General features: G+C 71.4%; 27 protein-coding genes. 10 read left to right on the forward strand and 17 right to left on the reverse strand.

The features are described 5' to 3' along the window. Positions 1–43: 43 nt before the first annotated feature. Positions 44–787, forward strand: coding sequence for an aminoglycoside adenylyltransferase domain-containing protein (locus AB0M46_RS40565; RefSeq protein WP_363345206.1), 744 nt, complete (start codon positions 44–46; stop codon positions 785–787). 69 nt (positions 788–856) lie between these two features. Here AB0M46_RS40565 and AB0M46_RS40570 read toward each other — a convergent pair whose 3' ends face one another. The 4 genes from AB0M46_RS40570 to AB0M46_RS40585 form a co-directional block, all read right to left on the reverse strand. After that, positions 857–2,065, reverse strand: a complete 1,209-nt coding sequence (locus AB0M46_RS40570) for a hypothetical protein (protein ID WP_363345207.1) — start codon at positions 2,063–2,065, stop codon at positions 857–859. A 149-nt stretch (positions 2,066–2,214) separates the two neighbouring features. Next, positions 2,215–2,943, reverse strand: coding sequence for an ABC transporter permease (locus AB0M46_RS40575; protein ID WP_363345208.1), 729 nt, complete (start codon positions 2,941–2,943; stop codon positions 2,215–2,217). After that, the gene (locus tag AB0M46_RS40580; RefSeq protein ID WP_363345209.1) at positions 2,940–4,415 is read right to left on the reverse strand and encodes an ABC transporter permease subunit; all 1,476 of its coding nucleotides are present in this window, start codon (positions 4,413–4,415) and stop codon (positions 2,940–2,942) included. The genes AB0M46_RS40575 and AB0M46_RS40580 overlap by 4 nt, the downstream gene beginning before the upstream one ends. Then, a complete protein-coding gene (locus tag AB0M46_RS40585) occupies positions 4,412–5,320 on the reverse strand; it encodes an ATP-binding cassette domain-containing protein (protein WP_363345210.1) in 909 nt (302 codons plus the stop codon). The genes AB0M46_RS40580 and AB0M46_RS40585 overlap by 4 nt, the downstream gene beginning before the upstream one ends. A gap of 65 nt (positions 5,321–5,385) precedes the next feature. On the opposite strand from AB0M46_RS40585, the gene AB0M46_RS40590 reads away from it, so the two are divergent. Continuing rightward, complete coding sequence (locus tag AB0M46_RS40590; RefSeq protein ID WP_363345211.1) at positions 5,386–6,048, forward strand: response regulator transcription factor; 663 nt, start codon at positions 5,386–5,388, stop codon at positions 6,046–6,048. 1 nt (position 6,049) lies between these two features. Further along, positions 6,050–7,120, forward strand: coding sequence for a HAMP domain-containing sensor histidine kinase (locus AB0M46_RS40595; RefSeq protein ID WP_363345212.1), 1,071 nt, complete (start codon positions 6,050–6,052; stop codon positions 7,118–7,120). Here the strand turns inward: AB0M46_RS40595 and AB0M46_RS40600 are convergent. The 5 genes from AB0M46_RS40600 to AB0M46_RS40620 all read right to left on the reverse strand — a co-directional run bounded on the left by AB0M46_RS40600 (position 7,086) and on the right by AB0M46_RS40620 (position 13,839). Next, positions 7,086–8,522 carry an AAA family ATPase gene (locus AB0M46_RS40600; protein ID WP_363345213.1) on the reverse strand — a complete coding sequence of 479 codons (1,437 nt, stop codon included), beginning with the start codon at positions 8,520–8,522 and terminating at the stop codon, positions 7,086–7,088. The two genes, AB0M46_RS40595 and AB0M46_RS40600, sit on opposite strands and share 35 nt — an antisense overlap. Before the next feature lie 734 nt (positions 8,523–9,256). After that, positions 9,257–9,700 (reverse strand): hypothetical protein, encoded by a 444-nt coding sequence (locus AB0M46_RS40605; protein WP_363345214.1) that lies wholly within the window; start codon positions 9,698–9,700, stop codon positions 9,257–9,259. Positions 9,701–10,193: 493 nt separating this feature from the next. Continuing rightward, positions 10,194–11,699, reverse strand: coding sequence for a DUF4419 domain-containing protein (locus tag AB0M46_RS40610; protein ID WP_363345215.1), 1,506 nt, complete (start codon positions 11,697–11,699; stop codon positions 10,194–10,196). A 585-nt stretch (positions 11,700–12,284) separates the two neighbouring features. Then, a complete protein-coding gene (locus tag AB0M46_RS40615) occupies positions 12,285–12,719 on the reverse strand; it encodes a nuclear transport factor 2 family protein (RefSeq protein WP_363345216.1) in 435 nt (144 codons plus the stop codon). 37 nt (positions 12,720–12,756) lie between these two features. Next, positions 12,757–13,839, reverse strand: a complete 1,083-nt coding sequence (locus tag AB0M46_RS40620; protein WP_363345217.1) for an epoxide hydrolase family protein — start codon at positions 13,837–13,839, stop codon at positions 12,757–12,759. Positions 13,840–14,288: 449 nt separating this feature from the next. Between AB0M46_RS40620 and AB0M46_RS40625 the strand changes: the two genes are divergently transcribed. Beyond that, on the forward strand, positions 14,289–14,669 hold the full coding sequence (locus tag AB0M46_RS40625) for a hypothetical protein (protein ID WP_363345218.1): 381 nt from the start codon (positions 14,289–14,291) through the stop codon (positions 14,667–14,669). Between the two features lie 67 nt (positions 14,670–14,736). Here AB0M46_RS40625 and AB0M46_RS40630 read toward each other — a convergent pair whose 3' ends face one another. After that, positions 14,737–15,423: a hypothetical protein gene (locus AB0M46_RS40630; RefSeq protein ID WP_363345219.1), complete on the reverse strand. Its 687-nt coding sequence runs from the start codon at positions 15,421–15,423 to the stop codon at positions 14,737–14,739. Positions 15,424–15,495: 72 nt separating this feature from the next. Between AB0M46_RS40630 and AB0M46_RS40635 the strand changes: the two genes are divergently transcribed. The 4 genes from AB0M46_RS40635 to AB0M46_RS40650 all read left to right on the forward strand — a co-directional run bounded on the left by AB0M46_RS40635 (position 15,496) and on the right by AB0M46_RS40650 (position 17,208). Next, complete coding sequence (locus AB0M46_RS40635) at positions 15,496–15,762, forward strand: hypothetical protein (protein WP_363345220.1); 267 nt, start codon at positions 15,496–15,498, stop codon at positions 15,760–15,762. 382 nt (positions 15,763–16,144) lie between these two features. Then, a complete protein-coding gene (locus tag AB0M46_RS40640) occupies positions 16,145–16,729 on the forward strand; it encodes a hypothetical protein (RefSeq protein ID WP_363345221.1) in 585 nt (194 codons plus the stop codon). Between the two features lie 23 nt (positions 16,730–16,752). Further along, positions 16,753–16,950: a hypothetical protein gene (locus AB0M46_RS40645; protein ID WP_363345222.1), complete on the forward strand. Its 198-nt coding sequence runs from the start codon at positions 16,753–16,755 to the stop codon at positions 16,948–16,950. 120 nt (positions 16,951–17,070) lie between these two features. Further along, positions 17,071–17,208 (forward strand): hypothetical protein, encoded by a 138-nt coding sequence (locus AB0M46_RS40650; protein WP_363345223.1) that lies wholly within the window; start codon positions 17,071–17,073, stop codon positions 17,206–17,208. Positions 17,209–17,451: 243 nt separating this feature from the next. Here AB0M46_RS40650 and AB0M46_RS40655 read toward each other — a convergent pair whose 3' ends face one another. The 4 genes from AB0M46_RS40655 to AB0M46_RS40670 all read right to left on the reverse strand — a co-directional run bounded on the left by AB0M46_RS40655 (position 17,452) and on the right by AB0M46_RS40670 (position 20,282). Continuing rightward, the gene (locus tag AB0M46_RS40655) at positions 17,452–18,282 is read right to left on the reverse strand and encodes an LLM class F420-dependent oxidoreductase (protein WP_363345224.1); all 831 of its coding nucleotides are present in this window, start codon (positions 18,280–18,282) and stop codon (positions 17,452–17,454) included. Next, positions 18,279–19,289 carry a zinc-dependent alcohol dehydrogenase family protein gene (locus tag AB0M46_RS40660; RefSeq protein ID WP_363345225.1) on the reverse strand — a complete coding sequence of 337 codons (1,011 nt, stop codon included), beginning with the start codon at positions 19,287–19,289 and terminating at the stop codon, positions 18,279–18,281. The genes AB0M46_RS40655 and AB0M46_RS40660 overlap by 4 nt, the downstream gene beginning before the upstream one ends. A 120-nt stretch (positions 19,290–19,409) precedes the next feature. Then, on the reverse strand, positions 19,410–19,766 hold the full coding sequence (locus AB0M46_RS40665; protein WP_363345226.1) for a helix-turn-helix transcriptional regulator: 357 nt from the start codon (positions 19,764–19,766) through the stop codon (positions 19,410–19,412). Positions 19,767–19,877: 111 nt separating this feature from the next. Beyond that, the gene (locus AB0M46_RS40670) at positions 19,878–20,282 is read right to left on the reverse strand and encodes a MerR family transcriptional regulator (protein WP_363345227.1); all 405 of its coding nucleotides are present in this window, start codon (positions 20,280–20,282) and stop codon (positions 19,878–19,880) included. An 81-nt stretch (positions 20,283–20,363) separates the two neighbouring features. Between AB0M46_RS40670 and AB0M46_RS40675 the strand changes: the two genes are divergently transcribed. Then, entirely contained in the window at positions 20,364–21,314 is a 951-nt protein-coding gene (locus tag AB0M46_RS40675) for an alpha/beta hydrolase (protein ID WP_363345228.1), read from the forward strand. Between the two features lie 278 nt (positions 21,315–21,592). On the opposite strand, the gene AB0M46_RS40680 is transcribed toward AB0M46_RS40675, so the two are convergent. Then, positions 21,593–22,219, reverse strand: a complete 627-nt coding sequence (locus tag AB0M46_RS40680) for a VC0807 family protein (protein ID WP_363345229.1) — start codon at positions 22,217–22,219, stop codon at positions 21,593–21,595. Further along, positions 22,216–22,854, reverse strand: coding sequence for a TetR/AcrR family transcriptional regulator (locus AB0M46_RS40685; protein WP_363345230.1), 639 nt, complete (start codon positions 22,852–22,854; stop codon positions 22,216–22,218). The genes AB0M46_RS40680 and AB0M46_RS40685 overlap by 4 nt, the downstream gene beginning before the upstream one ends. Before the next feature lie 89 nt (positions 22,855–22,943). Between AB0M46_RS40685 and AB0M46_RS40690 the strand changes: the two genes are divergently transcribed. Further along, on the forward strand, positions 22,944–23,693 hold the full coding sequence (locus AB0M46_RS40690; RefSeq protein ID WP_363345231.1) for a class I SAM-dependent methyltransferase: 750 nt from the start codon (positions 22,944–22,946) through the stop codon (positions 23,691–23,693). Positions 23,694–23,847: 154 nt separating this feature from the next. Here the strand turns inward: AB0M46_RS40690 and AB0M46_RS40695 are convergent, their stop codons facing one another. Then, the gene (locus AB0M46_RS40695) at positions 23,848–24,045 is read right to left on the reverse strand and encodes a hypothetical protein (RefSeq protein ID WP_363345232.1); all 198 of its coding nucleotides are present in this window, start codon (positions 24,043–24,045) and stop codon (positions 23,848–23,850) included. Positions 24,046–24,202 lie beyond the last annotated feature (157 nt).

Raw genomic sequence — 24,202 nt, forward strand, 5'->3', positions numbered from 1 at the left:
TGCCATTGGCTGGCGCGATGACGTCGGCCGTTATCGTTGCGGCATGCGCCTCGACGCGTACCTCGGCGCGGTCGTCGACCGGCTGCAGGGCATCTTCCGCGGGCGGCTGGTCGGCGTGTACCCGGCCGGCTCGCTCGCCTTCGACGCGTTCCAGCCCGGCCGCAGCGACATCGACCTGGTCGCGGTGGCCGAGGAGCCAGCCGCGCAGGAGATCGACGCGGTGGTGGCCGCACTCGGGCACGACGCGCTGCCGTGCCCGGCGGCCGGGCTCGAGTTCGTCCTCTACGACCGGGCGACGCTCGCCGGGCTCGGTACCGAGGCGGGGTTCGCGCTGAACCTCAACACCGGGGCGCAGCTGCCGTACAAGGCCGAGACCGGCCCCGGCGACGGGCCCGCCTTCTGGTACCCGATCGACCGGGACATGGTCCGCCAGCAGCGGCGCGCGCTGATCGGCCCGCCGTTCGCCGACCTCGTCACCCGGGTGCGGTCGCGGCACCTGCTGCCGGTCGTGGCCGAATCGGTCGCCGCGCACCTGGACGGGCTCGGGGACCACGGCGACGATGCGGTCCTCAACGGGTGCCGGGCGCTGCGGTACTGCGTGGAGCGCACCTGGTCACCCAAGCGCGCGGCCGGGGCGTGGGCGGCCGAGCACCTGGCGGAGGAGGCGGCACTGATCAGGGCCGCCCTGGACAGCCACGCCCGCGGCCGCGAGTCCGGCGGGGAGGTCGACCGCGACGCGGCGGCCGCCTTCCTGACCCGCGTCCACCAGCTGCTGACGGCCGGGTAGCACGGGCGGCTCCGGTCAGTCCTTGCGGTACACCGAGGTTCGTCGATCTGCGCCACCGCATGTACGGATTTACAGATGCTGACGTAGGAGCAGGGTGGTACCGCTGACCGCGGCGATCCGGCCGTCGGGGAGGCGCAGCAGCGCGGTCGGCACGCCGTGGCAGCCGAGCGGTTCGGCGACCCAGGCGCCCTCGTCGCGGCGCCACGCGGTCGCGCAGTCGTGCTCCGCGGCGGGGCCGACGGCGTAGACCGCCGGTGGGGGCGCCGCCGGCCCGCCGAGCACCATCGGCTCGCCGCGGCCGGTCGGCGGGCGCAGCGCGAACACGGCTCGCCACGGCAGCGCGCCGGCCGGGACGCCCCGCCGGTCCGGCGCCCAGATCGAGCCGTTGTCCGACGTCAGCACCAGGGCGCTGCGGCCCGCCGCGCCGACGGCCACGAACGCCGAACCGTCGTGGACCACGTCGGTCAGCTCGGTCGCCCCGGCCGGGGTGTCCGCGGACCATTCGGCGCCGCCGTCCCGGCTGGTCCACACGACCGCCCTGTCGCCGGACCGGCCGACGGCGACGGCCGGGCCGACGTCCTCGACGAGGCGCCGGGTGCCGGAGTCCAGCCGGTACCTGCCGGGGGCGCCGGCCACGGCGAGCGGCCGGACGTCGTCGCCGCCGTTGCGGGGCTGCGGCAGCGGGCGGTCGTCCCATGGGCCGTAGCCGGGGGAGAGGTACACCGTCGGTGCTGTTCCGTGCAGCCCGACCACGGCGAACCGGCCGCGCACGACGCCGATCCCGGCCGGCACGTCCCCGGCGGCGTCCCGCGGCGTGCGCAGCTGGCCGGCCTCCCAGTGCTCCGGCGTGCCCCGCGACGTGGTGGCCCAGGCGGCGTCCCCGGCGGTCGTGGCGGACACCGTCAGCCAGTCCTGCGGCCCCTCGACCGCGTCGACGACGGTCTCCCGCTCGGTGATCTGCGGCGACGTCGGGGGCAGCTCGACCGGCCACTCCCGGCGGACCGTGGCGCAGTCTGCGGTGCCGCGCCAGGTGCCCGTCCACCGCCGCTGGCCGGCGTCGACCGGACCGATGGCGTAGAAGCACCCGTCGGGCGCGGGCATGAGCAGGGTCGCGGCCGCCGTCGCCCCGGCCGGCGCGGTGAACGCGCCCGGATAGGCCCGCCAGACCGCCGGGCCTTCGCTCCCGTCGGTCGCCCGGCAGGCCGCTACCGCCGCGCCGGCGAGTGCCAGCAGCGCCAGCGCGCCGGCCGCGACCGGCCGCCATCGCCCGGTCCACACCAACCCGACGTTACATGATCAACCGGTGAGCGTGAATCGAATCGCGATGCGTGACCGGCGGCGCGGTAGCGGTGCCAGCCTCCGGGGTTCCCGGTTCAGCCCCGGAAGCTGGCATCCGTCCCGCGACGCCGGTCGCGCGGCGGCGCCGGTCAGGCGTCGCGGCGCAGCAGCAGGAGCCAGCCCGCCAGCAGCCCGGCCAGGGCCCACAGGGACAGCACCCCCAGGCCGGACCAGGGGGCGATCGGCAGGGCCGCGAGATCCCGGGTGGCCTGCACGGCGGTGCCGGCACTCATCGGGCCGATCTGGTCCAGCCGCCGCGACCACGTCGGGTCGGTCACCACGCGAGCCACGACCGGCCACGCATAGAGCAGGCCGAGCACGACGCCGGCCGCGGCGGCCGGCTGGCGGGCCGCGGTCGCCACGCCCAGGCTCAGCAGGGCGATCAGCTCCAGGTACAGCACCGACCCCACCGCCGGCCGCCAGAGGAACTCGTGGGCGGGCAGCAGCAGGTGGCCGGTGAGCACCGAGCCGGCCACGCCGAGGACCGCGGCGGCGAGGACGACGACCGACGTGACGACCGCCTTGGCCAGCAGCAGGCGGGTGCGGCGAGGCACGGCGGCCAGGCTGACCCGGACCATGCCGCTGCTGTACTCGTTGCCGATCGCGAGCGCCGCCAGGATCGCGACCACGGCCTGGCCGAGCTCTACGCCGGTCAGGGAGACCTTGGTGAGGTCGGCCGTGCACACGGTACGGCAGGAAACCGCCGCGGCCGCCCCCGCGCTCAGCCCGATCGTCGCCGCGATCACCCCGGCGAGCAGCCACCAGGTGCCGGGGGACGTGCGCAGCTTCGTCCACTCGGCCAGCAGGGCCCCCTTCACGCGTCCCTCCGGCGCAGCGCGACGGCGGCCCCGCCGAGCACGGCGGCGATCCACAGGGCGAGCACCGCGAGGCCGCCCCAGGCGCTCAGCGGGAAGTACCCGTCGGCGGGCGAGTAGACGGTGTCGATCTGCGCCCATCGCGGCTCGGCCTGCTGCAGCGCGAAGGCCGCCGCCGGGGTGACCCGCAGCAGCCAGTCGGAGGCGCGCAGCGGCAGGACGGTGACCGACAGCAGGTACGGCAGCACGATCACCACGATCGACACGGTGACGGCGGTGACACCCCGGCGCAGCAGGGCGCCCAGCCCGACGGCGAGGACCGCGCAGCCGGCCAGGAGCGCGGCCGTGCCGGCGATCATCCGGGCCTCGGTCGCGGCGGGGACGGGGCTGACGTACACCCCGTTGTCCCGCAGCACGCCGACGCCGAACCGCACCACGACCCACGCCGCGACGAGGCCGGCGGCGAAGGCGACCGCGCCGGTCACGAGGGCCTTGGCGGCGAGCACCCGGGCGCGGTGCGGGCCGGCGGCGAAGGTGGTGCGGATGAGGCCGCGGCGGAACTCGGCGGTGACCGACATGGCCCCGACGACCACCATGAAGATGAGGCCGACGAACGTGCCGACGAGGGTCTGGGTGACGCTCACGCCGCCGCCGCCCGCCGTCGAGGGCGCGATGTCGCCGGAGCCGGTGAGCGTCCAGCCTTCGGCGGTCTGCTCGAAGCGGGCCACGTTGTAGGCGGCGGGGCCGGACCGCGCGCCGAGAATGGTCCCCTCCCAGTCCTGGGACCACGAGCCGGCCGTGGCCAGGTGGTCGAACGCGGCCGTGGCCTGGCTGGGGCCGCCCTTGACGCCGGTGAGCACCACGGACTCGTTGACCTGCGTGGAGTACTCCGGGGACGTCACGAACAACCCGGCCGTCACGGTCTGCGGCAGCCCGGGCAGCCGCGCCGTCCCGACCGTCGTCCACGCCGAGCCGTCGGCGGACTGCTCCGCCTTGATGACCTCGCCGGTGCGGGTCAGGCGCAGCCACACCGCCCCGCCGCCGGAGGCGCCCGCCTGGTCGTGGGTGTAGTCGTACTGCAGCCGCACCCCGTGCTCGCCGGTGCGCATGACGGCCGCGTACGCCGCGCCCTGGGTCGTGCCGTCCCTCACGATGAGGCCGGCCTTGGCCCACGGGACGAGATGGTTACCGTCGTCGAACAGTTTGCCGCTCAGGTCGGCGACCCGGGCGGTGATGGTGCCGTCGCCGGTCAGGGTGCGGTGCACGAACGTGAACGAGTCCGTGACCTCGCGGCCGTCGGCGCTGTGCAGCGGGGTGCAGTCGGACCCCGGGCCGTGCTGGCCGCAGGAGCCCTGCCGGCCCGGGGCGAGGCCGAAGACGACGATGACCAGGCCGCCGGCGAGCAGCCCGATGATCCAGCCGCGCACGGTGCGCAGCTTCGTCCACTCGGCGCGCAGCAGACGCAGGAAGCTCATCGGGCCGCCCCCCGGAACTCGACGGCGTCGCGGGTCAGCTCGAGGTAGGCGTCCTCGAGCGTGGCCCGGTGCGCGGCGACCTCGGAGAAGGGCACGCCGGCCTTGCCGAGCGCGGCGACGACGTCCTCGGCCGCCGGCCCGGCCACGGTGAGGGTGCCGTCGCCGTTGCGGGTCACGGTGGCGCCGGCTGCCCGCAGTACACCTGCGGCATCGTCGATCGCGGCGGAGCGCACGGTGATCCGGCCGTTGGCCACGCCGGCCAGCAGCTGCGCCACGCTCGCGTCGGCGATCACCCGGCCCCGCCCGACCACCACGACGTGGTCGGCGGTGCCCTGCAGCTCGCTCATGAGGTGGCTGGAGACGAGCACCGCCCGGCCCTGGGCGGCCAGGTCGCGCAGGAAGGTACGCATCCAGATGATGCCCTCCGGGTCCATGCCGTTGAACGGCTCGTCGAGCATGAGCGCGGACGGGTCGCCGAGCAGGGCGGCGGCGACGCCGAGGCGCTGGCGCATGCCGAGGGAGTAGCCCCCGGCCCGGCGCCGCCCGACGCCGCCGAGGCCGGTCAGCTCCAGCACCTCGTCGACGCGGCGGCCCGGCAGGCCCTGCGAGTGGGCGAGCCACAGCAGGTGGTTGCGGGCCGTGCGGCCGGGCTGCAGGGCGGCGGCGTCCAGCAGCGAGCCGAGGTGGCACAGCGGCCGGTCCAGGCTGCGGTACGGCTTCCCGCCGACCAGCGCCGTGCCCTCCTCGGCGGCGTCGAGGCCGAGCACGACCCGCATGGTGGTGGACTTGCCGGCGCCGTTCGGGCCGACGAACCCGGTGACGTGCCCGGGGCGGACGGTGAACGTCATCCCGTCCAGCGCGAGATTGGGCCCGAACCGTTTGCGCAGGCCCTCAACCGTAATCATGGCGTCCGGTCTACGCGCCGGTCGGTGACACCACGGTGTCACCGCGCGTTTGGCATGGTGGAGCCATGCGTGTGCTCGTCGTGGAAGACTTCGGGATCCTCGCCCGGACCATCGGCACCGGCCTGCGCCGGGAGGGCCTGGCCGTCGACGTGGTGCTCGACGGCACCGATGCGCTGGAGCGCCTCGCCGTCACCCGGTACGACGTGGTCGTCCTCGACCGGGACCTGCCCGGCGTCGGCGGCGACGACGTCTGCCGCCACATCGTGGCCGCCCACCCGGCCAGCCGGGTGCTCATGCTGACCGCGTCCGGCACCGTGCGCGACCGGATCGAGGGCCTCGGCCTCGGCGCCGACGACTACCTGCCCAAGCCGTTCGACTTCGACGAGCTGGTGGCCCGCATCCGGGCCCTCGCCCGGCGCCCGTCCACCGCCCTGCCCCCGGTGCTCACCGCCGGCGACCTCACCCTCGACCCCGCCCAGCGCGTCGCCACCCGGGCCGGCCGCCGCCTGGAGCTCACCCCCAAGGAGTTCGGCGTGCTGGAGTGCCTCATGGCGGCCGGCGGGCGCCCGGTCTCCGCCGAGGAGCTGCTCGAGCGGGTCTGGGACGAGGCCGCGGACCCGTTCACGACCACGGTGAAGACGACGGTACGGCGGCTGCGGGCCCGCCTCGGCGACCCGCCCGTCGTGCACACCGTCCGCGAGGCCGGCTACCGGATCGGGGAGGCCTGACATGGCCCGCAGCCGTCGCTCGTTGCGCCGCCAGCTCACCCTCCTCTACGCCGGGCCGTTCTTCGTCTCCGGCGCCGCCCTGGTCGCGGTGCCGCTGCTCGGCGCCAGCCACACGCGGCCCGTAAACGACCAGGGCGGCCCGCCGCTGCCGGGCCAGGGCACCCCGGTCGGCAACCACCTGCTCGGGGTGACGGGCATCGCCTTCGCCGTCATGGTGCTGATCTCGATCGTGCTCGGCTGGGTGGTCGCCGGCCGGTTCCTCCGCCCGCTGCGGGTCATGATCGACACCGCCCGGGACATCTCGGCCACCAACCTGCACCGCCGGCTCGGCCTCACCGGCCGCCGCGACGAGTTCGCCGAGCTGGCCGGCACCCTCGACGACCTGTTCGGCCGCCTGGAGGCGTCGTTCGTGGCCCAGCGGCGCTTCGTGGCCAACGCCTCGCACGAGCTGCGCACCCCGCTCACCGCCCAGCGAGCCCTGCTGCAGGTCGCCCTGGCCGACCCGGCCGCCTCCGCCGACACCCTGCGCGAGGCGGGCCGCGAGGTCCTGGCGCTGGGCGAGACGCAGGCGCGGCTGATCGACGCGCTGCTGACCCTGGCCACCGGCGAGCAGGGCATCGAGCGCCCCGCGCCGTTCGACCTGGCTTCGGTGACCCGGCGGGTGGTCGGTGCCCGTCCGGCTGATCACGTTTCCTTCGTGCTGTCGCTGGCCCCGGCCCCCGTGACCGGCGACGAGCAACTCGCCGAGATCCTGGTGACCAACCTGGTCGACAACGCGATCAAGCACAATGTCGAGGGCGGGCGGGTGGACGTCACCACCGAAGGCCCGACGCTCACGATCGCCAATACGGGTCCACCGGTACCGCACGAGGAGCTCGACCGCCTGTTCCAGCCCTTCCAGCGCCTCGGCACCCAGCGGGTCCGCTCCGGCGCCGAGGGCTACGGCCTCGGGCTGGCCATCGTGCGCGCGATCGCCCAGGCCCACGGCGCCGAGGTGAGCGCCAGCCCACTCGCCGGAGGCGGGCTGAGCGTGACCGTCACGTTCCCGGATCGACGCGCTGCCGCTCCCTGACCCCTACGGCCACCTCTCCGACCTGCGCCTGATCATGTGGGGTGCCGAGCAGTGAGCGGGTGATCGATTCTGCCTGGGACAGCATCTCGTCGAGCGCTTGATCGAGGTCGTCGTCGGCAGGGGCGCGTCCGGCGTCGGCGGCGATCAGCACGGCCCGGCGCATGAGCTCCTTGGCGAACGACGCGGTGACGCCGCCGGTGCGTTCCGCGGCCCGCTCCAGTGCCGCCGCGGTGAATGGCAGGTCTCGGGCGTAGAGCCGCATGAGGCGGTGGCGGGCGTCCGTGTCGGGTAGCGGTATCTCGACGGCCAGGTCGACGCGACCGGGTCGCTGGGCGAGCGCGGGTTCCAGGACGTTGATCCGGTTCGTGGTCAGCAGGAAGGCGATGTCGGCGTCATCACCGAGACCGTCCAGCGTCTCCAGCACCGTGAACAGCATCGGCTGGGGGCCGGTGTGCCGGTCGCGGCTGTCGGCCACCAGGTCGCAGTCCTCGAGCACCACGAGAGCGGGCTGCAAGGCCCGCGCCATCCGTGCGGCCTCTGCGACGTACGCGATGGCCGGCCCAGCCAGCAACAGCACGGTCAACTCCGGCAGAGCGCCGAGCAGGTAACGTACCGTGTGGGTCTTGCCGGTGCCGGGCGGGCCGTAGAGCAGCAGCCCGCGCTTGAGGTGCTGGCCGGCGGCGCGCAGCAGGTCACGGTGCACGGCGATGCCACCGACGTGGCGGCCGACCCGGTCCAGCACACCTGCCGGGAGAATGACGTCGTCGCGGTGTACCGAAGGACGCCGGTGGAAGGTAATCTCGCCGACCCCCCGCTCGTATGACGAGCCACCCAGCGACAACACCTGCCCGCGCAGCACCGACCGCTGCAACATGAGCGAGCGCACGGCAGCGATCAGGTCCGCAGCGACACCCTCCACCGGTGTGATGACCTCCATCCGCGCGGCCAACTGCCCAAACCGCGGCTCCGCCGAACGTTGCAACACCACGACCGCCACCCCGTTGTAGACGAACAGGCGCAGCCCGAAGGAGACCGCCTGGCGGGACGTGTCCGGACCGGTAGCGATGCTTACGTAGTCGACCGCGGTGATCGGGAACTGCCCATACCGACCGGCATGGTCGAGAATCTCGCTCAGCGACTGGTGGCGGCGCTGCTCCCCGCTACCCACACCGATCAGTTGGTGATCGCCCGCGACCTGCTGCACCTCACTCAACGCGATATCAAGATCAACGAATAGATGCGCCGGAATGTCCTCGGTGACCACCGGCAGCCGCCGCGGATCCGCGCCCAAGTGCTGGCCCAGCACGACGTTGAGCGCCGGGCCGTCCTCGTCCCGCCGCTGCCGATGCTCCTGCACAACCTCGTCCAGAAAGGCCTGGAAGGTCGTCACGAACCCTGCCACGTGCTCATCCACCGCATCCCCCGCAGTCCGGTCACCCGTCGCCTGGCGCAGCCACCATCATCGCGAATCCGCAACCCACGCGCCGCCCCATCGGGGAACTCCATGCACAACGGCGGGCAAGACCCATGCAGTATGGCCGAACGTCAATGCATCTCGGCGCAGTCATCGCCCGGCAACGGCAAGCCAAGCTGTTATCCAGCAAGTCCGCCGCGAGCAGTGGCGCGTCGGTGGCCTGGCCGTCATGGCCCGGTACCTGTCACCCGCCCAGCTCGCCGAGGCAGTGGCCACCGCCGCCATCGGGGACGCCTACTGGCAGGCCTACGCGATTGCCGGCCTGGTACCTCCCGCCTCTGCGCCGTGGCCGCCCTGCCCATCGCCACCCGGAGCTGTAGTGCCGGACCAGGCGCCCCACCACTGCACCGCAGCCCGGCCTCGCCGAGCGCCATCAACCTCTCGCGCGAGAACGGTCCACCCGCTCTCGGCGATCGTGCACGTCGGCGTGAGCTTGCGGCCACAAGGGGTCTTCGATGCGGTTGACGGGCTTGCTCCGGGACCCGCTTCCGCCCGCATCGGGCAGCCGGCCGTACCGGATTCCTCTCGGCACTACGGCGATGGCCATACAGGCCTTTGCCAGCGGCCGGGTCGGCCGTGATCGGCTGCGCCCATCTGTTTGATATGTAGGTGATCGTGAGGCTCCTCAATCGGGTCACGCAGTGCCTCGATCACGCTACATATCACGCATTATGCGGCCCGCCAGGGCGCAGGTGATCGAAGATCACCCGCATACTGTCGATGAGCGCGTATTCACTGAAGTGCTCCGCCGGTGGCGCGTTGGGATGGTGCTCGACCTTTCGCAGGCTTCGGCGGAATTGACAGCCGGCCGGACGCGGCGGATGCAGGAACCGGCTGCGATACGTTGCCGATGAGCGCGGATGGCGGCCGATTGTTCGACGCGTTGCCGCGCTGGCGGGCCGGCGTGACGGCGGCGGTGGTGGGCGACGGCCCGTGCGGGCGCGCCCGGTCTCTGCGGTGCCGCCCTTGCGGTCCGGCGGTGCGGGGTCGGTGTGGTCGGCGACGACTCGGTCGGCGGGGTGTTCGGCCTGTTCGGGCGGTAGCGTCGGCGGGACCGGCGCGGGGGCCGGGCCGGGCCGGTCCCGCCGGTCGTCGGCCGCGGTCACCGGCGGGACGCCACCGTGGATGCGGCGTAGCTTCTCGGCGTGCCGCTGAGCAAGGCCCCACACTCGATGTCGCTCATGGTCCCGACGGAACTGCTCCGTTGCCGGACAATAGCGCCGAGACCTGGTCCGGTCACGCATGGCAGCCAATTCCGTGCGACTGAAGAATGACAACTGCCCCACGCATTGATTATCCCAGAGCCCGCCCAGAATCACCGCCCCGGACGGTAACGACAATGTCAAATGGTGCACGCTCACGCCGCCGTTGGTGCGCGGCGGCTGGCCAGTGCTCGCCACAGATGGTGACTGGCTCGGCGAGGCAGAGGCATCCGTCCTGCCGATGTCAGTGCGGTCGAGAATGCCTCGCCGGATCGAGGGCCCGAGGCCTACACCAGATCCAACAGCCGGCTACACCAGTCGCCCACATGGGCGCGGCCAGCACGATGACCATGCGGTGGCCTGAACCGCGAACTGCCCATGGGCGATTGGCAGCGGTTTAGCTGGTCACTGCGTCAAGTTGGTCGAGGCGGCCGGTCTCCAGGAGCGCGACGTTGCCGCCGGAGTCCAGGGCAGCGTCGAGCAGCATGGCGAGGGAGGTGCCGAGCACCGGGACGTCGGCTGGGCCGTCGGTCAGGCGGAACCGGGGCGCGGACCGTCCCGGCTCGTCGACCTCCGCCACCCGGCACAGCACCCAGTACGTCGTCATCGTGGACACGTCGGTGGTCGAGGCGATGGTCCGGCCGTCGGCCAGGTCGACGAGCGTCTCGATCCACAGGTCCGGGAGGTCGCTGTCGACGTAGCGGCGCTCGCTCGCCGGCACCAGCCGCCAGCGGCCGCCGAACAGCGTCGCGGAGCCGACGCGGTGATAGAGCGCGATCACCTCGACGGGCGCCTCACCAGGTATGTCCTGCGCCGGGGTGGTGTCGTGCTCACGTACGATCCGGTCGATCACGTCGTCGATCTCGATGACCGCCGGCGCCAGGTACCACCCCGCGACCGGCCACAGCGCGCCGTCGGGGTCCTGGGCGACGCCGACAAGGCCGCCGCACAGGGCCACCACCCGGTTGTCGCCGGCAACCCGATCGTTGACGTTGACGACCACGCGCGACAGCGTGGCGGGGACCGAGGAGCTCTGGACGCCTGGGCCGGCGTAGAAGCCGCCCGGATCCACGGTCACGTCACGCGGCTCGCCGATCGGGAGCTCCAGCAGTGTGTTCGGCACGTCGACCGTGGTGCCCTTGAGGTACGGATAGAAACGGACCACCCAGCCGGTGATCACATCACCGCCGTACGCATCGATCGGGTTGTAGATCCGCCGCCAGAACTTCGGATCCGGGTCGCCCGCCGCGGCCCGGACGAATTCGTCGGCGATCGGCGCGAGCGACCGGCACCACGTCTCCAGGCCGAAGCCGGCGATCGCGTCGACCCGGGCGCGGATACGTCGCCAGTCCTCAACCGTGCCGGTCAGCGTCACGGAGGGGATGCCGCAGAGGCACTTCAGCCACAGCGAGAAGTACGGCGAATAGACATCGAGCAGCACCACCCGCCCAGCCGTCCGCTCGACGTCCGTGCTCGTGGAGAAGTCGCACTCGAACAGGTTGGCGTCGTCGATCTCGGCGGTGAGCAGCTTGGCGAACGACCCGGTCAGGTGCGCCCATGAGGCGGCGTCGTGTGGCATTGCCCCGTCGATGGTCACGGTGAGCCGCTTTTTGCCGGTGTGGCGGACCAGCCGCGGGCGCAGGTGCTCGGCGTGGAGGCGGACGTGCTGGGCGACGCCGTGCGCGATGGTCAGCCACACCGCGTCGGGCGACAGCACCAGCGGTCGATGCTCGGCGAACGCCCGGGCGACGGCGCTGAGCAGTGGGTGCACCCCGTCCGGGTCGAGCGCCGGCAGCGCCGGGTCGCCACCGAACGCCAGGGCGTCGGGGAACAACCCGCCGAGCGGCCGGGTCGGCAGCGGCGTGACAGCGGGCGTGACGTCATCGACCGGAAAGGTGACCATGCCCGAACCATAGCCGCCGACCGCACACCGCGCCGCCTGGCTGCTGCGCGGCAACCGCACCGTCGAAACCGTTGCGCCATAGCGTCTGGACGACGGCCGTAACGCGTTCCCGCGGAGTTCCAAAGCCCTGTCATCGTGGTCGACATGGGCAGACGAACGCTCCGCGGGAGTGGTACCCCCGTTTCCAACGTGCGCCGCCGCGCGCAACTCCATCGAGGTCAAGCTGCGTGATCGGCCATCCTTATCTGCCGCCGTTGGTGCGCGATGGCCGGCCAGTGCTCGTCACAGGCGGTGACTGGCTCGGGAGGCAAAGGCTTCCGTCCTGGCACGGCCGGACCTGCGCGCCGGCGAGGTCGAGCCCTTCCGACGTCATTCGTACGGGTCGGACGCACCTTCCGGCTCCTGGCTGGGGATGCCTGCTCGCCGAGCGCGGCTGGCTCGACGCTGCAGCGCTGCCGACAACCTCCATGCCTCTGTCGGTGCCAAGGGCGGGATGGTGCGGCTGGACTCGGCGAAGGCGAACGGCTGTTGGCCGCGAAGCTCCGGGGTGATGGGTGAGTTCGCGGCCAGCAGTGTCTTCTGGCCCTAGAGGGCGCGGTCGAGGGCTTTGGTCAGTGCGACCGGGGTGACTACAAGGTGGTCGAAGCGCCAGCCGTACTCGGTGCGGCGCGCTCCGTAGCGGTGCACGCCGGCCGCAAGGGCCTCGGTCTTGTCGTCGATGACGAACACGGCGATGTCGTGGGCCCGTACCGTGGCGGTCTGGCCGTCGACCTCGATGATGAGGTTGGACTTGCTGTGCAGGGTGCGGAGGTACGTGTCGTGGCCCGAGCGCACGAGTTCGATGAGCGCCGTTATGCCGCGAGCCTCCCCACGCGGGGACTTGACGACGACATCTTCGGTGAAGAGCCGGTCGGTCTCGCCGTAGCGGCCCTCGTCGATCCACAAGCTGTGGCGGGCGACCAGGTCGGCAAGTTCGGCGCGGTCGGCGAGTGCGCGGATCAGGGCTTCGGTGCTGGTCATGATGGCCTCCTCAAGGAGTTCGGAGCTGACGTTCGGGTCACTTGATGTGGGTGAGGAAGAAGTCCCGGATGTCCTCGGCGAGCACATCGGGCACCTCCATCGCGGCGAAGTGGCCGCCGCGTTCAAACTCCGACCAGTGCCTGATGTCATAGAGTTGCTCGGCCAGCGGTCGCACCGACTGGGTGATGTCGTGTGGCAACACCGCCACCCCAACCGGTACCGGGCACGGCTCGGTCCCGCGCGGGGTCTCCCGGGACAGTCGCGCTGAGGAAGCCGCGGTGGCGGTCAGCCAGTACAGCGAGATGTCGGTGAGCATCCGCTCGTCACTGATCGGCGAGCGCGGGTCGGTCCACTGTGCGAAGCGTTCGGCGATCCAGACCAGTTGGCCGACCGGCGAGTCGGTCAGCGCGTAGCCGATGGTCTGCGGGGTGGTGGCCTGCAGCGTCTGGTAGGGCGGACGGTTCGCCATCAGCTGCCTGACCTTGTCCAGCCGGGCCTCATCGGTTTCGGACAGTTCGATGTCGGCGTCCGGGACCGGCCGGGTCGGCAGGTAGTTGACGTGCACCCCGACGGCCTGTTCGGGTGCCACCGCGCCGAGCGCCAGGGAGATGCCCGCGCCGAAGTCGCCGCCCTGCGCGCCATAGCGCTCGTACCCGAGACGGCGCATCAGCTCGGCCCAGGCCCGCGCGACCCGGACGATGTCCCAGCCGCGCTCGTGGGTGGGCCCGGAGAAGCCGAAACCCGGGATCGACGGAATCACCAGGTGGAAGTCGCGCGACAGTGGCTCGATCACGTCGAGGAACTCCAGGAACGAACCGGGCCAGCCGTGGGTGAGGATCAGCGCGAGCGCGTCCGGCTTCGGAGACCGGACGTGGACGAAGTGGATGTTCTGGCCGTCGATCTCGGTGATGAAGTGCGGAAGCTCGTTGAGCTTGGCCTCGTGCTCGCGCCAGTCGTAGCCGATGCGCCAGTATTCGGCCAGTTCCTTGAGCCGGGAGAGGGGGAAGCCGTAGTCCCACCCGGCGTCGGCGACCTCGTTGGGCCAACGGGTACGGGAGAGCCGGTCGGTCAGATCGTCGAGGTCGGCCTGCGGGATGTCGATGCGGAACGGCTCGATCATGGTTGTTGCCTCCAGCGGAATCGTTCAAACTCTAAACGTTTATATGGCTAACGTTTGACGCTCAAACGGTATCACGATCATTTGTGGTCCGAACGATTCGTTGGACTTGTCACACGGAGAACCCAGTCGAGACGACGCCCGCCCGGCGGGATAGCCTGCCCAGCTGGCTGCTCGCCCAGACCGCCGCGAGTTCGAGCCGTGGTTCGCGGTGCCGTCGCGGGCCGTCGCGGCGGATGCCGCTGCCGGGATGGCGATCGCGTTGGCCCGCGCCCGGGGGACCTGGACGAGGCCAAGCGACTCGCGCGCGAATGCGACGTGCGCCCGGGCGACGTCGGGGCGAAGGTCGACCGGGCTGTGGCCGTTGAGCAGGCGGCCGTCCTCGAAGCGTTCGGGCTGTCCGCCCCTGAGCCGGTGACCATGCGTATGGGGTTTTCGTCGTAGTGCAGCCGGTGGAATCCGGCACCGCCGCTGTCGACGGGTGGTTTTTCGTGTTCGGCGATCTCGTGACGCCAGCGGAGGCGATGCCGATCTGCGCGGGCGTGAGCGCGAAGCTCGGGGAGTGTCATTACTACAGCTCCGGTTGGCTCGTGGCGAGCGAGGGCCGGGTGGTGCGGTGGTGCGATCCGGAGGCGTACCCGGACGACGAGCGGGGGGAGCCGTTGCCGTTCGAGATCGAGTTGGGGGAACCGACGCTCAGCGAGGTGCTGCGCGTGATCTCCATCGATCCCGGCGGGGTTGGTGCGCACACGCGCGTGCGGGGGCAGGGCGTGCTGGCGTTGACCTCGCTCGGACGGGAGCAGGGTCCGGGTGGCGGGGTGCTGGAGATCTGAGGCGACTCCGGCGGTGACATCCCGGCTTCAACCACGGGTCTACCCGCACCCAACCGATGATGGCCAGTTATGCGGCTTTCGGTCTCATGTGCGCTTCAGGTTCGGCCATCGTCACGCTGCCAGGTTCAGTAGATAAGTAGCCGATGAGCGCGTATTCACTGAAATGCTCCGCCGGTGGCGCGTTGGGATGGTGCTCGACCTTTCGCGGGCTTTGGCGGAATTGACAGCCGGCCGGATGTGGCAGATGCAAGAGCCGGCTGCGATACGCTGCCGATGAGCGCGGGTGGTGGCCGGTTGTTCGACGCGTTGCCGCATTGGCGGGCCGGTGTGACGGCGGCGGTGGTGTTGGTGCGTGATGGCCCGCGCGGGCGCGCCCGGACGCTGCGGTGTCGCTCTCCCGGTCCGGCGGTGCGGGGTCGGTGTGGTCGGCGACGACCCGGTCGGCGGGGTGTTCGGCAGGGTGTTCGGCCTGTTCGGGTGGTAGCGTCGGCGGGACCGGCGCGGGGGCCGGGTCGGGCCGCTGATCGTCGGCCGCGGTCACCGGCGGGACGCCACCATGGATGCGGCGTAGCTTCTCGGCGTGCCGTTGAGCAAGGCCCCACGCTCGATGCCGCTCATGTTCCCGACGGAACTGCTCCGTTGCCGGACAATAGCGCCGAGACCTGGTGCGGTCACGCATGGCAGCCAATTCCGTGCGACTGAAGAATGACAGCTGCCCCATGTATTGATTATCCCCGACCTCGCCCAGAATCACCGCCCCGAACGGTAACGACAATGTCAAATGGTGCACGCTCATACCGCAAGTCGCGCGGTTATGGTCCGGTACATGATTCTGGCGGGCCTGCGGCACCTACGTGCGATCCGAGTCCTCGACGTGCGGCGGAAGGCCACGCACGTGGACCTGTCGATCCCGCCCGGTCTGCCGGTCGAGCAGATCGACGTCACAGCCGAGCACTTCGATCCGCAATGGCTGGCCGCCGCCCGGCTGGGCGGGCGGGCGGGGAAGTATTGCTGGAGCCGCCGAGTGGCATACCGCGATCTGTGGCGTCGGACGGCCGGCAATGCAGCACCGCACGGTCCGAGACCACGCTGAGCGTCGATCGTCCCAGCCGTCGCCGATGACCACCACGATCTCCGCACTGCCGAGCAAGGTGGACGAGGCCGCCCAACAGTCCAGCCAGCACCGGCTGGAAGAGTCCGGGGACCACACCGCCGGCGGCGGCTTGATCGGGTGAGCCGTGATCGGCGCGCTGCGAGCGTCGGGACGAGTTGGGCCGCACAGTTCTCGGAAGCCAAAATGAGTGCACGGCCGCGGATCATTGAGCGCGGAACGTCTGCGCTGCGCGTCTGGGAGTGATGCGGCCGCCCTGCTGCACGATCGTTCGTCCCCGACCCGGCGGATACCTTACTGAACAAAAAGGTGCCTTCCATCCACCGACCTGCGTCGGGTAGAAAGATCGCTTGTGTTCAAGCGGATGACGACCGACACCCAGGCGGTGATCGCGCGCATCCCGCGCTTTGCCCTGGCCGCGGACCGGCGTCAGATGACGCTGTGGGACCTGGCGGAGGCACTGTCCGCGCCGTTGGGCAACATCGCCGAGATCTGGGACCCTCCCGTCGTTGACCCCTCGCCCGCCACCGGGCCGCCCACCACTGACTCCGGGACTGTCGGCGCCGCGCCGCCGGCCAGCGTGAGTGGTGCTCCGCCCTACCTGCGCTTCGACCGCGAGACACGGGCGATGCTGGAGCAGGCGCTACGCGTCGCGCTGCGGGAGCGGGCCGAGCACATTGGCACCGAGCACCTCCTCGCGGCCCTCGTGCGCACTGGGCCACCCGAGGTCGTGACCTGGCTCGCTGCCCGCGGCGCCACTGCGGAGGCCGTCGATGCCTTGCTGGCCCGGCTGCACGGCGGCCCGGGCGTCGAGCGAGTCCCGGCCGAGTGGTCGAGGGCGGATCGGAGGAACCGGCTGTTGGCGGCGGCGATACCGCGCCTGCTCGTCACCGTCGTGGTCGTCCTCGCCGTCATGGTGATGTTCGTGCTCTGTGTCTGGGGGCCGTGACCCGTCCGCGAGTTGCCTTCGACGTGTACCTCAACGACGCCTCGCCGGGGACGGCGGCGGTACTGGTCCTGTTCCATCAGGAGCATCCGTCGTACTCCGCACTGATGTATCTGCGCTTTGTCTGGAACGATGCCGACGATCGGCTCCGCAGCTGGATCGTGCGCCAGTACGCCGCCATGCTCGTCCACGGCCCCCGTGCGGTCACCGATTCGGGCACGTGATGACCGTTACCGGCGGCTGATGGCGGTGGTCCCCACGGTCTGAGCTGGTCGTCGATGGTCAGGCACGCGCCCGGATCGCACACTGGAAACGTTCCGTTCCGACCCGAACTCGAGCACCTGGTGCTGCCGGGCCGGACGCTGGACAAGCCGCGGTTGCACCGGATCGAAGGACCATCGAACGACGCGGAGGACTTCGTCGACCGGGAACTGGAGCTGTGGCCGGCCGGGCTGCGGGAGTACCTCGCCCGGCGCCCCTGAACGCGCAGTTCTTCATCGAAGCCGACGCCGCCGCGGCCGACGACGACAAGCTGACCTGGTGTGGTGTCTAGCCTCTCGCGAGTCGCTCGGCCAGTCGCGCATAGCGGCCTTCAAGGACCGTCGGTCCAGGAGCTAACGGCATAGCGGGGACGCTACCGGCCTTGCCGGCAACTGCTGGCACAGCGCCGACGGGGCTGACGCCGGCGAACATGACAGATCGAACGGTCTGGCCGTTCGGCCTGTTCAACGCAGTCGTCGGCCAAGTTGGATGGCTATGTTGTCGACGATTTCGATCATGGCTTTGCTTGGGGTGGGTCGTACCCAGAACAGGACGCGGTCGACGCCGGCGGCGGCGTAGGCGTCGACGTCGGCGAGGTCGCCGCCGAAGAGGGTGACGGGGATCGGCTCGTCGGTTCCCGGTTTGCGGGCGGTCTTCTTGAAGTGGGTGATGTGGTCGAGGACTCCGGGGCGAAGCATCGGGATCCATTCGTCGCCGTAGGCGATGACGCGTTCGGCGACGCGAGGGCCGTTGCCGGCGACGAGAATCGGCGGGTGGGGACGCTGGACGGGTTTGGGCCAGGAAGTGATGTGGTCGAAGTTGACGAATTCGCCGTGGTAGGTGGCGACATCGTGGGTCCAGATGTGTTGCATGGCCTCGACTCGTTCGCGCATGACGCGGAACCGGTCGGCGGGGTCGGTGCCGTGGTGGCGCATCTCCTGGTAGATCCAGCCGGGTCCGACACCGAACTGCATGCGTCCCCCGGAGAGCACGTCGACGGAGGCGACTTCTTTGGCGGTGATGATGGGATCGCGTTCGCTGACGAGCAGGACGGCGGTACCGATGGTGAGGGTGGTGGTGGCCTGGGCGATCGCGCCGAGCGCAACGAACGCGTCCATGCCGTTCTTGAACTCCGGGGCGATGTTCAGCACGTCATAGCGTTCCGGGGTGACGGCGGGGATGTGGGTGTGGTCGGGCATGAACAGCGACTCAAATCCGCGGTCTTCGAGCAGTGCGCCGAACTCGCCGGGTGGGATGGCTTCGCGCGTGGGAAACATGATGAATCCGAACTTCATGCGGATGCCTCCTGGTGGGCGACGGTGACGACGACCTTGCCGATCTGCTTGCCGGATTCCAGGTACGCGTGGGCCTGGACGATGTCGTCCAGCGCGAAAGCGCGGTCGATGACCGGGGCGAAGGCGCCGGATTGCAGGCCGGTGGTGATGAAGTGCTGGGCACGCTGCAGGCGGCGCGCGTCGCCGGTGATTTCGAACAGGGTGTACGGGCGGATGAACAGCGGCCGCATGGTGTCGAGGCCCGGCAGCGGGGTGGGCTGGTCGGACAGGGTGCCGTGGACGAACAGGATGCCCTCGGGGGCGGTTGCCCGGGCCAAGTCCTCAACGGCCGGGCCGGCGACCGCGTCGAAGACGATCTGGGCTCCGCGGCCGGCGGTGAGGTCGAGGATCGCGGTAGCTACGTCGTCCCGGCCCGGGACCACCACCGCGGCGGCGCCCTCGTCCCGCAGACGCTGCTCCTTGCCGGGGTTGTTGGTGGTCGCGATGGGGATCGCCCCGACGCGCAGTGCGGTCTGGATGGCCGCCAGCCCGACGCTGCTCGACGCGGCGGTGACCACCACATGGTCGCCGGGCCGCAGGCGACCGATGTCGACGAGCGCGCCGTAGGCGGTCAGGAACGGCATCCACACCGCCGCGCCGGTGACGGCGTCGACGGTGTGCGGCCGGTGCACCAGGGCGGAGGCGGGCACGATCGCCTGCTCGCCGTACATGTGATAGCGGCTTTGCGGGAAGACCGGGAGCACGCTGACCGTCTCGCCCACCGTCACGCCGGCGACGCCCTCGCCGACGGTGCGCACGCGGCCCGCGCCCTCGTAGCCGAGCCCGGACGGCAGCGCGCCGACCCGGTCGAGGTAGCGGCCGCGGCGGAAGTTGGCCTCAGAGCGGTTCAGCCCGATCGCCTCCACGTCGAGCAGCACCTCACCCGCCCCCGGAGCCGCCAGCCGCTGTTCCTCGATCTGGAGCACCTCGGGACCGCCGAGTTCGTGAAACCGTACGACTCTCGCCACAGTCTTCCCCTTCGCGCAGGGCTAATGACGATGGCTATCGTAGTACGACGGTGATCGAACTTTCGCCAGCGGCATAGTGGCGTGACACACAGGCGATTGGTCTTGGGTACTGCCCGACGATCAGCCAGGCCTACCGCAGTTGGACCGCTCCCGGTCCTCCGCCGAGATCAGCGTCTGTAGCAACCCCGGGAACCGCGCCTCGAGCTCCGCGGTGCGCAGCCCGTTCATCTTCATGGTCCCGACGTAGTACTGGTGGATCACTCCCGCCTCCCGCAAGACGCTGAAGTGATGCGTTGCCGTCGAGCGCGACACCGGCATGTCGAACGCCCCGCAACTCATGTCCCGACCGGCCTGCGCCAGCTGGCATACCGCCGCGCGCCGTACCGGATCGACCAACGCCTCCAGCAGCCGCTGCAGCGAGAACTCGTCGGGCCCAGGATGCTCCAGACCCCGCGGCGCGGTTCGAGGGCGGGCCATAACGTCTCCTCTGGGGCGGGCCGACGCGACACTCCATGGTACGGCGCTGTACCGCGGCGGCAGGCGAGTCGTCATCCGAGCACCGTGGTCACGCCATCATCGAACGCGGACTCACGGCTGAGCTGGGACCGTGTCGGGGAGCAGGCGGCTCTTGAAGTCGGGGCACTCCACCAGGGGCGAGTGCGTGCACGTCGCGGCGTGATGCAGGCTGTCGCGCATCCGCATCAACCGTGCGATCTCCTCGTCGAGTTCCTTCGCCCGCTGCCCCATGCGCTCGCGGAGCTCGTCGTCGCCGGGCGTCGCGACCAGGAACTGCGCGATCTGCGCCAAGGTGAAACCCGCCTCCTGCGCGCAGCGGATCAGGACGAGCCGGTCGATGACCTCTGGAGCGAAGGTGCGCCGCAGGCCGTTGCGCCCGCCGGACGCGATCAGGCCGCGTCGCTCATAGAACCGCAGCGCCGACGCGGTCACGTCCGCCCGTTCGGCGACCTCGGCGATGTCCAGTTCGGTGTTCATCTCGCCCCCTTGACTTGAATCGTGGTTCAAGTTGCACTCTCGATCGTGACAGTTATCCACTGAGCAGACAAGGACCTTGTCATGCCACTCCACCCACAGGTCGAGGCCCATCTGGCCAGGCTTGCCGCCGTCAACTTCGTCGGGCTTCACACCGTCTCGCCGCAGCGGGCGCGCGAAGGTGCCCGTCGCCTGACCGCGGCCTCGATCGGTGACGTCGAACCCGTCGCCGAGGTGACCGACAGCATCGCCGCCACTAAGGCCGGCGACATTCCGATCCGGATCTACCGCCCAGTGCCGGCGGCGTCGGCGGCCGACCCGCTGCCGGTCGTCGTGTTCTTCCACGGCGGCGGCTACGTGCTCAACGACCTCGACTCCCACGACGCCCTCGCGCGCTCCATCGCGAACGCAGCGGAGACGGTCGTGATCTCGGTCGACTATCCGCTCGCCCCCGAACACAAGTACCCGACCCAGATCGACACCGGGCTCGCGGCGACGGCCTGGGTCGCCGAGCATGCGGCCGAGCTCGGCGTTGACGCCGATCGGCTGGCCGTGGCAGGCGACAGTGCCGGCGGCAACCTCGCCGCCGTCGTCGCGCTGAGGGCCCGCGACAACGGTGCACCGCGTATCGCGTTCCAGCTGCTCATCTACCCCGACCTCGACTTCCGGCGCGAGAACGACTCCATCACCCAGCTCGCCGGCCGCTACGGCAATATCACGCGGGAGGCGCAGTTCTGGTTCATGGACCACTACCTCGACACCCCGGCACAACGACTCGACCCGCGCGTCTCGCCTCTGCTCGAACCGGATCTGGCCGGGCTCCCGCCGGCGTACATCATCACCGCGGAGTACGACGCGCTGCGCGACGAAGGCGAGCAGTACGGCCAGCGGCTACGCGACGCGGGCGTCACCACGACCGTGCGCCGCTACGACGGAATGATCCACGAGTTCCTCCGCCACCCGTTCGATGACGCCGAGGTCGCGGTCAAGGAGTTGGCCGCCGCACTCCGCGATGCCCTGGCAAGCACCACGTGACCCTCGCCTGCCGACTCCGTGCCGAGGGGGCGTAGACCAGCCTCGGCACAAGTGTCGTCGCGATCGAGTGCCCGGGGCCGGACACGGCCCCGGGCGGACTCGTCGACCTCGGCGTCGAGCGGATTGGCCTCCAGTGGGCCGGCCTGCAGCCGGGGTTCTCAGACGACGGCCAGCGCGTCGATCTCCGCCCGGAACGCCTTGGCCGGGTCCTCGTCGAGCGGCGCCGCCGGCCACGCCTATCGCCGCGCCGGCGCGATCGACGGACCCGGGCGACCGCGTCAGCCGCGGCCGCGGAGCAGGGCGAGGGCGCCGCTGCGCCTGCCGTGGATCATCACGACGGCCTGGGCGAGCGCGATCAGGGCGATGAGGGAGACGGTACCGGCGGCGGGGACGGTGTCGACGGCCAGGGTGTAGGCGAACACGATGCGCACGAGCGCGTCGAGCAGGAATGCGGCGCCCCAGGCGACGCTGGCCAGGAGCACCCAGCGGTGGAACACCGGGTTGCCGGTCCACAGCCGGTCGAACCTGGCGGCCGCGCCGGCCGGGCTGACCTTGCCGGCCACGTCGAGCAGGAACGGTCGCCCGGTGGCGAGCGAGCCGAGGATCCACAGGCCGGCGGCTCCGGTCAGCCAGCTCTCCCGCGCCAGCAGCGCGCGGGCGTCACCGGTGGCCAGTGCGACCAGCAGCGACAGCGCCATCGTGGCGATGATGAACACCGCGGTCGGGTCCAGGCGCCGGGTGCGTGCCCAGGTCCAGCCGATCCCGGCGGCGGGTGCGATCGCGGCCAGCAGCAGCGCGAGCCACTGGTTCACTCCAGCCGCGCGGGCGAGGTAGAAGACGGCCAGGGGCACGACGACATCCAGCGCCAGTGCGAGCGCGGCCCCGGACCGGCGGTCGCGGCTCACGGGCGGACCTCCCGTTCGGTGGCGTGGCGGAACAGGGAGACGAGGTCTTCGGCGTACGCGTCGAGGTCGAGGTCGGGGATGACGCTGACCTGGGGTCCGATCGCGTCGATGGCGGCCCGGACGGTCATGGCCATGGTGCGGGTGGTGAAGTCGCGAAACTCGCCCGCGCGTTGGCCGCGCTCCAGGATGTCCTGGAGCGGGGCCAGGCTGGTGCCGTACACCGATGCGTCGTGCCTGAGCCGGGTGCGGCCGTCCTCGTCGGTGAAGTTCATCGCGATCGCGGTCAGCACCCGCACGTGCTTGCGGTGGGTGCCGATGTACTCGACGTTCGCCTCGATGTAGGCCCGCAGCTCGGCGGCCGGGCCGTCCGCCTTCCCGGTGCGCGCGGCCATGAACTCGGCCCCCTGGCGCAGGGCGGACGCGAAGACCTCGTGGATCAGCTCCTCCCGGTTGGCGAAGTGGTAGAAGATCGTCGTCTTGGTGACCCCGGCCCGCTTGGCGACCTCCGCCAGCGACGCCTTGGCCAGCCCCAGCTCCGCGATCGCGTCGATCGCGCACTCCACCAGCTGCGCCCGCCGCGCGAGGTCGACGAAGGTCCGCGCTGACTTACCGCTCGGTATTTTTTCGGACCGCATGGTAAGGGACGGTACCATCGACGATCCAAGATCGGTTTGCGTTGCATATTCGGTGGTACCGCCTGTGCCGACCGCACTACGTTCGGTCGATGGACACGTTCGAGCGGCTGGTGGCCGAGGCCGTCGCGGTGCCGCTGGAGGGTTGGGACTTCGGCTGGCTTGACGGCCGCGCCGTGGGCTCGCAGCCGTCGTGGTCGTACCCCGGCCTGGCCCGTGACCTGCTGCGAGGCTGCTCCGCCCTGCTCGACGTCGACACGGGCGGCGGCGAGTTCCTGGCCTCCCTGGCCCCGCTCCCGGCCAGCACCACGGCGGTCGAGGGCTGGCCGCCGAACGTGCCCGTGGCCCGCGACCGGCTCGCCCCGCTCGGCGCCGAGGTGCGCTTCGCCCCCGACGGGACGCTGCCCGTCGAGTCCGCCTCCGTCGACGTCGTGCTCAACCGCCACGGCCGCCTTGATCCGCAGGAGGTCGCGCGGGTGCTGCGGCCCGGCGCAACGCTGCTCACCCAGCAGGTCGGCAGCGACGACTGCGCGGCGATCAACGCCGCCCTGGCAGCCCCGGCCGCCCACGGTGCGGCGTGGAATGCCGAAACGGCGGCCCAAGCGCTGACGGCGGCCGGCCTCACCGTGACCGACGTGCGCGAGGAGTGGCCGCCGCTCACCTTCCTCGACGTGGGCGCGCTGGTGTACCAGCTGCGCGCCGTGCCGTGGCAGGTCCCGGACTTCACCGCCGACCGGTACGACACCGCCCTGCGCCGCATCGACCAGCAGATCCGCGCCGAGGGCGCCTTGCGCGTGCACGCCCACCGCTTCCTCGTCCGGGCCTCGCGCCCGCCCCGCTGAGCCGCCCCGCGATGGGGAGCGGCCACCGAACCGTCCGCGGGCCGCCGCTGGCGTCACGGCGGCGGCGGTATGTGTTCGCCGACGGCTTCGAGGGCTTCGGTCGCCAACGCCGGCAGGGGTGGCGGCCAGATGTCGGGGTGCCAGGTGATGAGGATCAGGTGGATCCGGCAGTGGGGGCCGTCGTGGCCATGGCGCGCAGGCAGTGGCGGGCGGCGGGCAGGTCGGCGGCGTCGTCGTGCAGGAGCCGCGCCAGCGCGTCCGCGATGTGGTCCAGGCGGGGTGGTCTGGTGTCCGAGCGGAGCACCTCGCACAGCACCGGGGCCACGTCGGCGAGGCCGGCCGCGACGGCCACGCGGACGACCGCCTCGAGGTCCTCCCAGCGTCGCTCGGCGGCGAGCGCGGGTGCGGTGGCGGGGGCCCCGGGGGGGGGGGGCGGGGCGCGGCGGGCGGGGGGGGGGGGTGGTTGGGGGGGTGACCCGGCCGGCGCCCCGCGCGGCCGGGTGATTGGG

Origin of the sequence: Dactylosporangium sp. NPDC051485 (assembly GCF_040682015.1) — a bacterium.
Taxonomy (GTDB): Bacteria; Actinomycetota; Actinomycetes; order Mycobacteriales; family Micromonosporaceae; genus Dactylosporangium.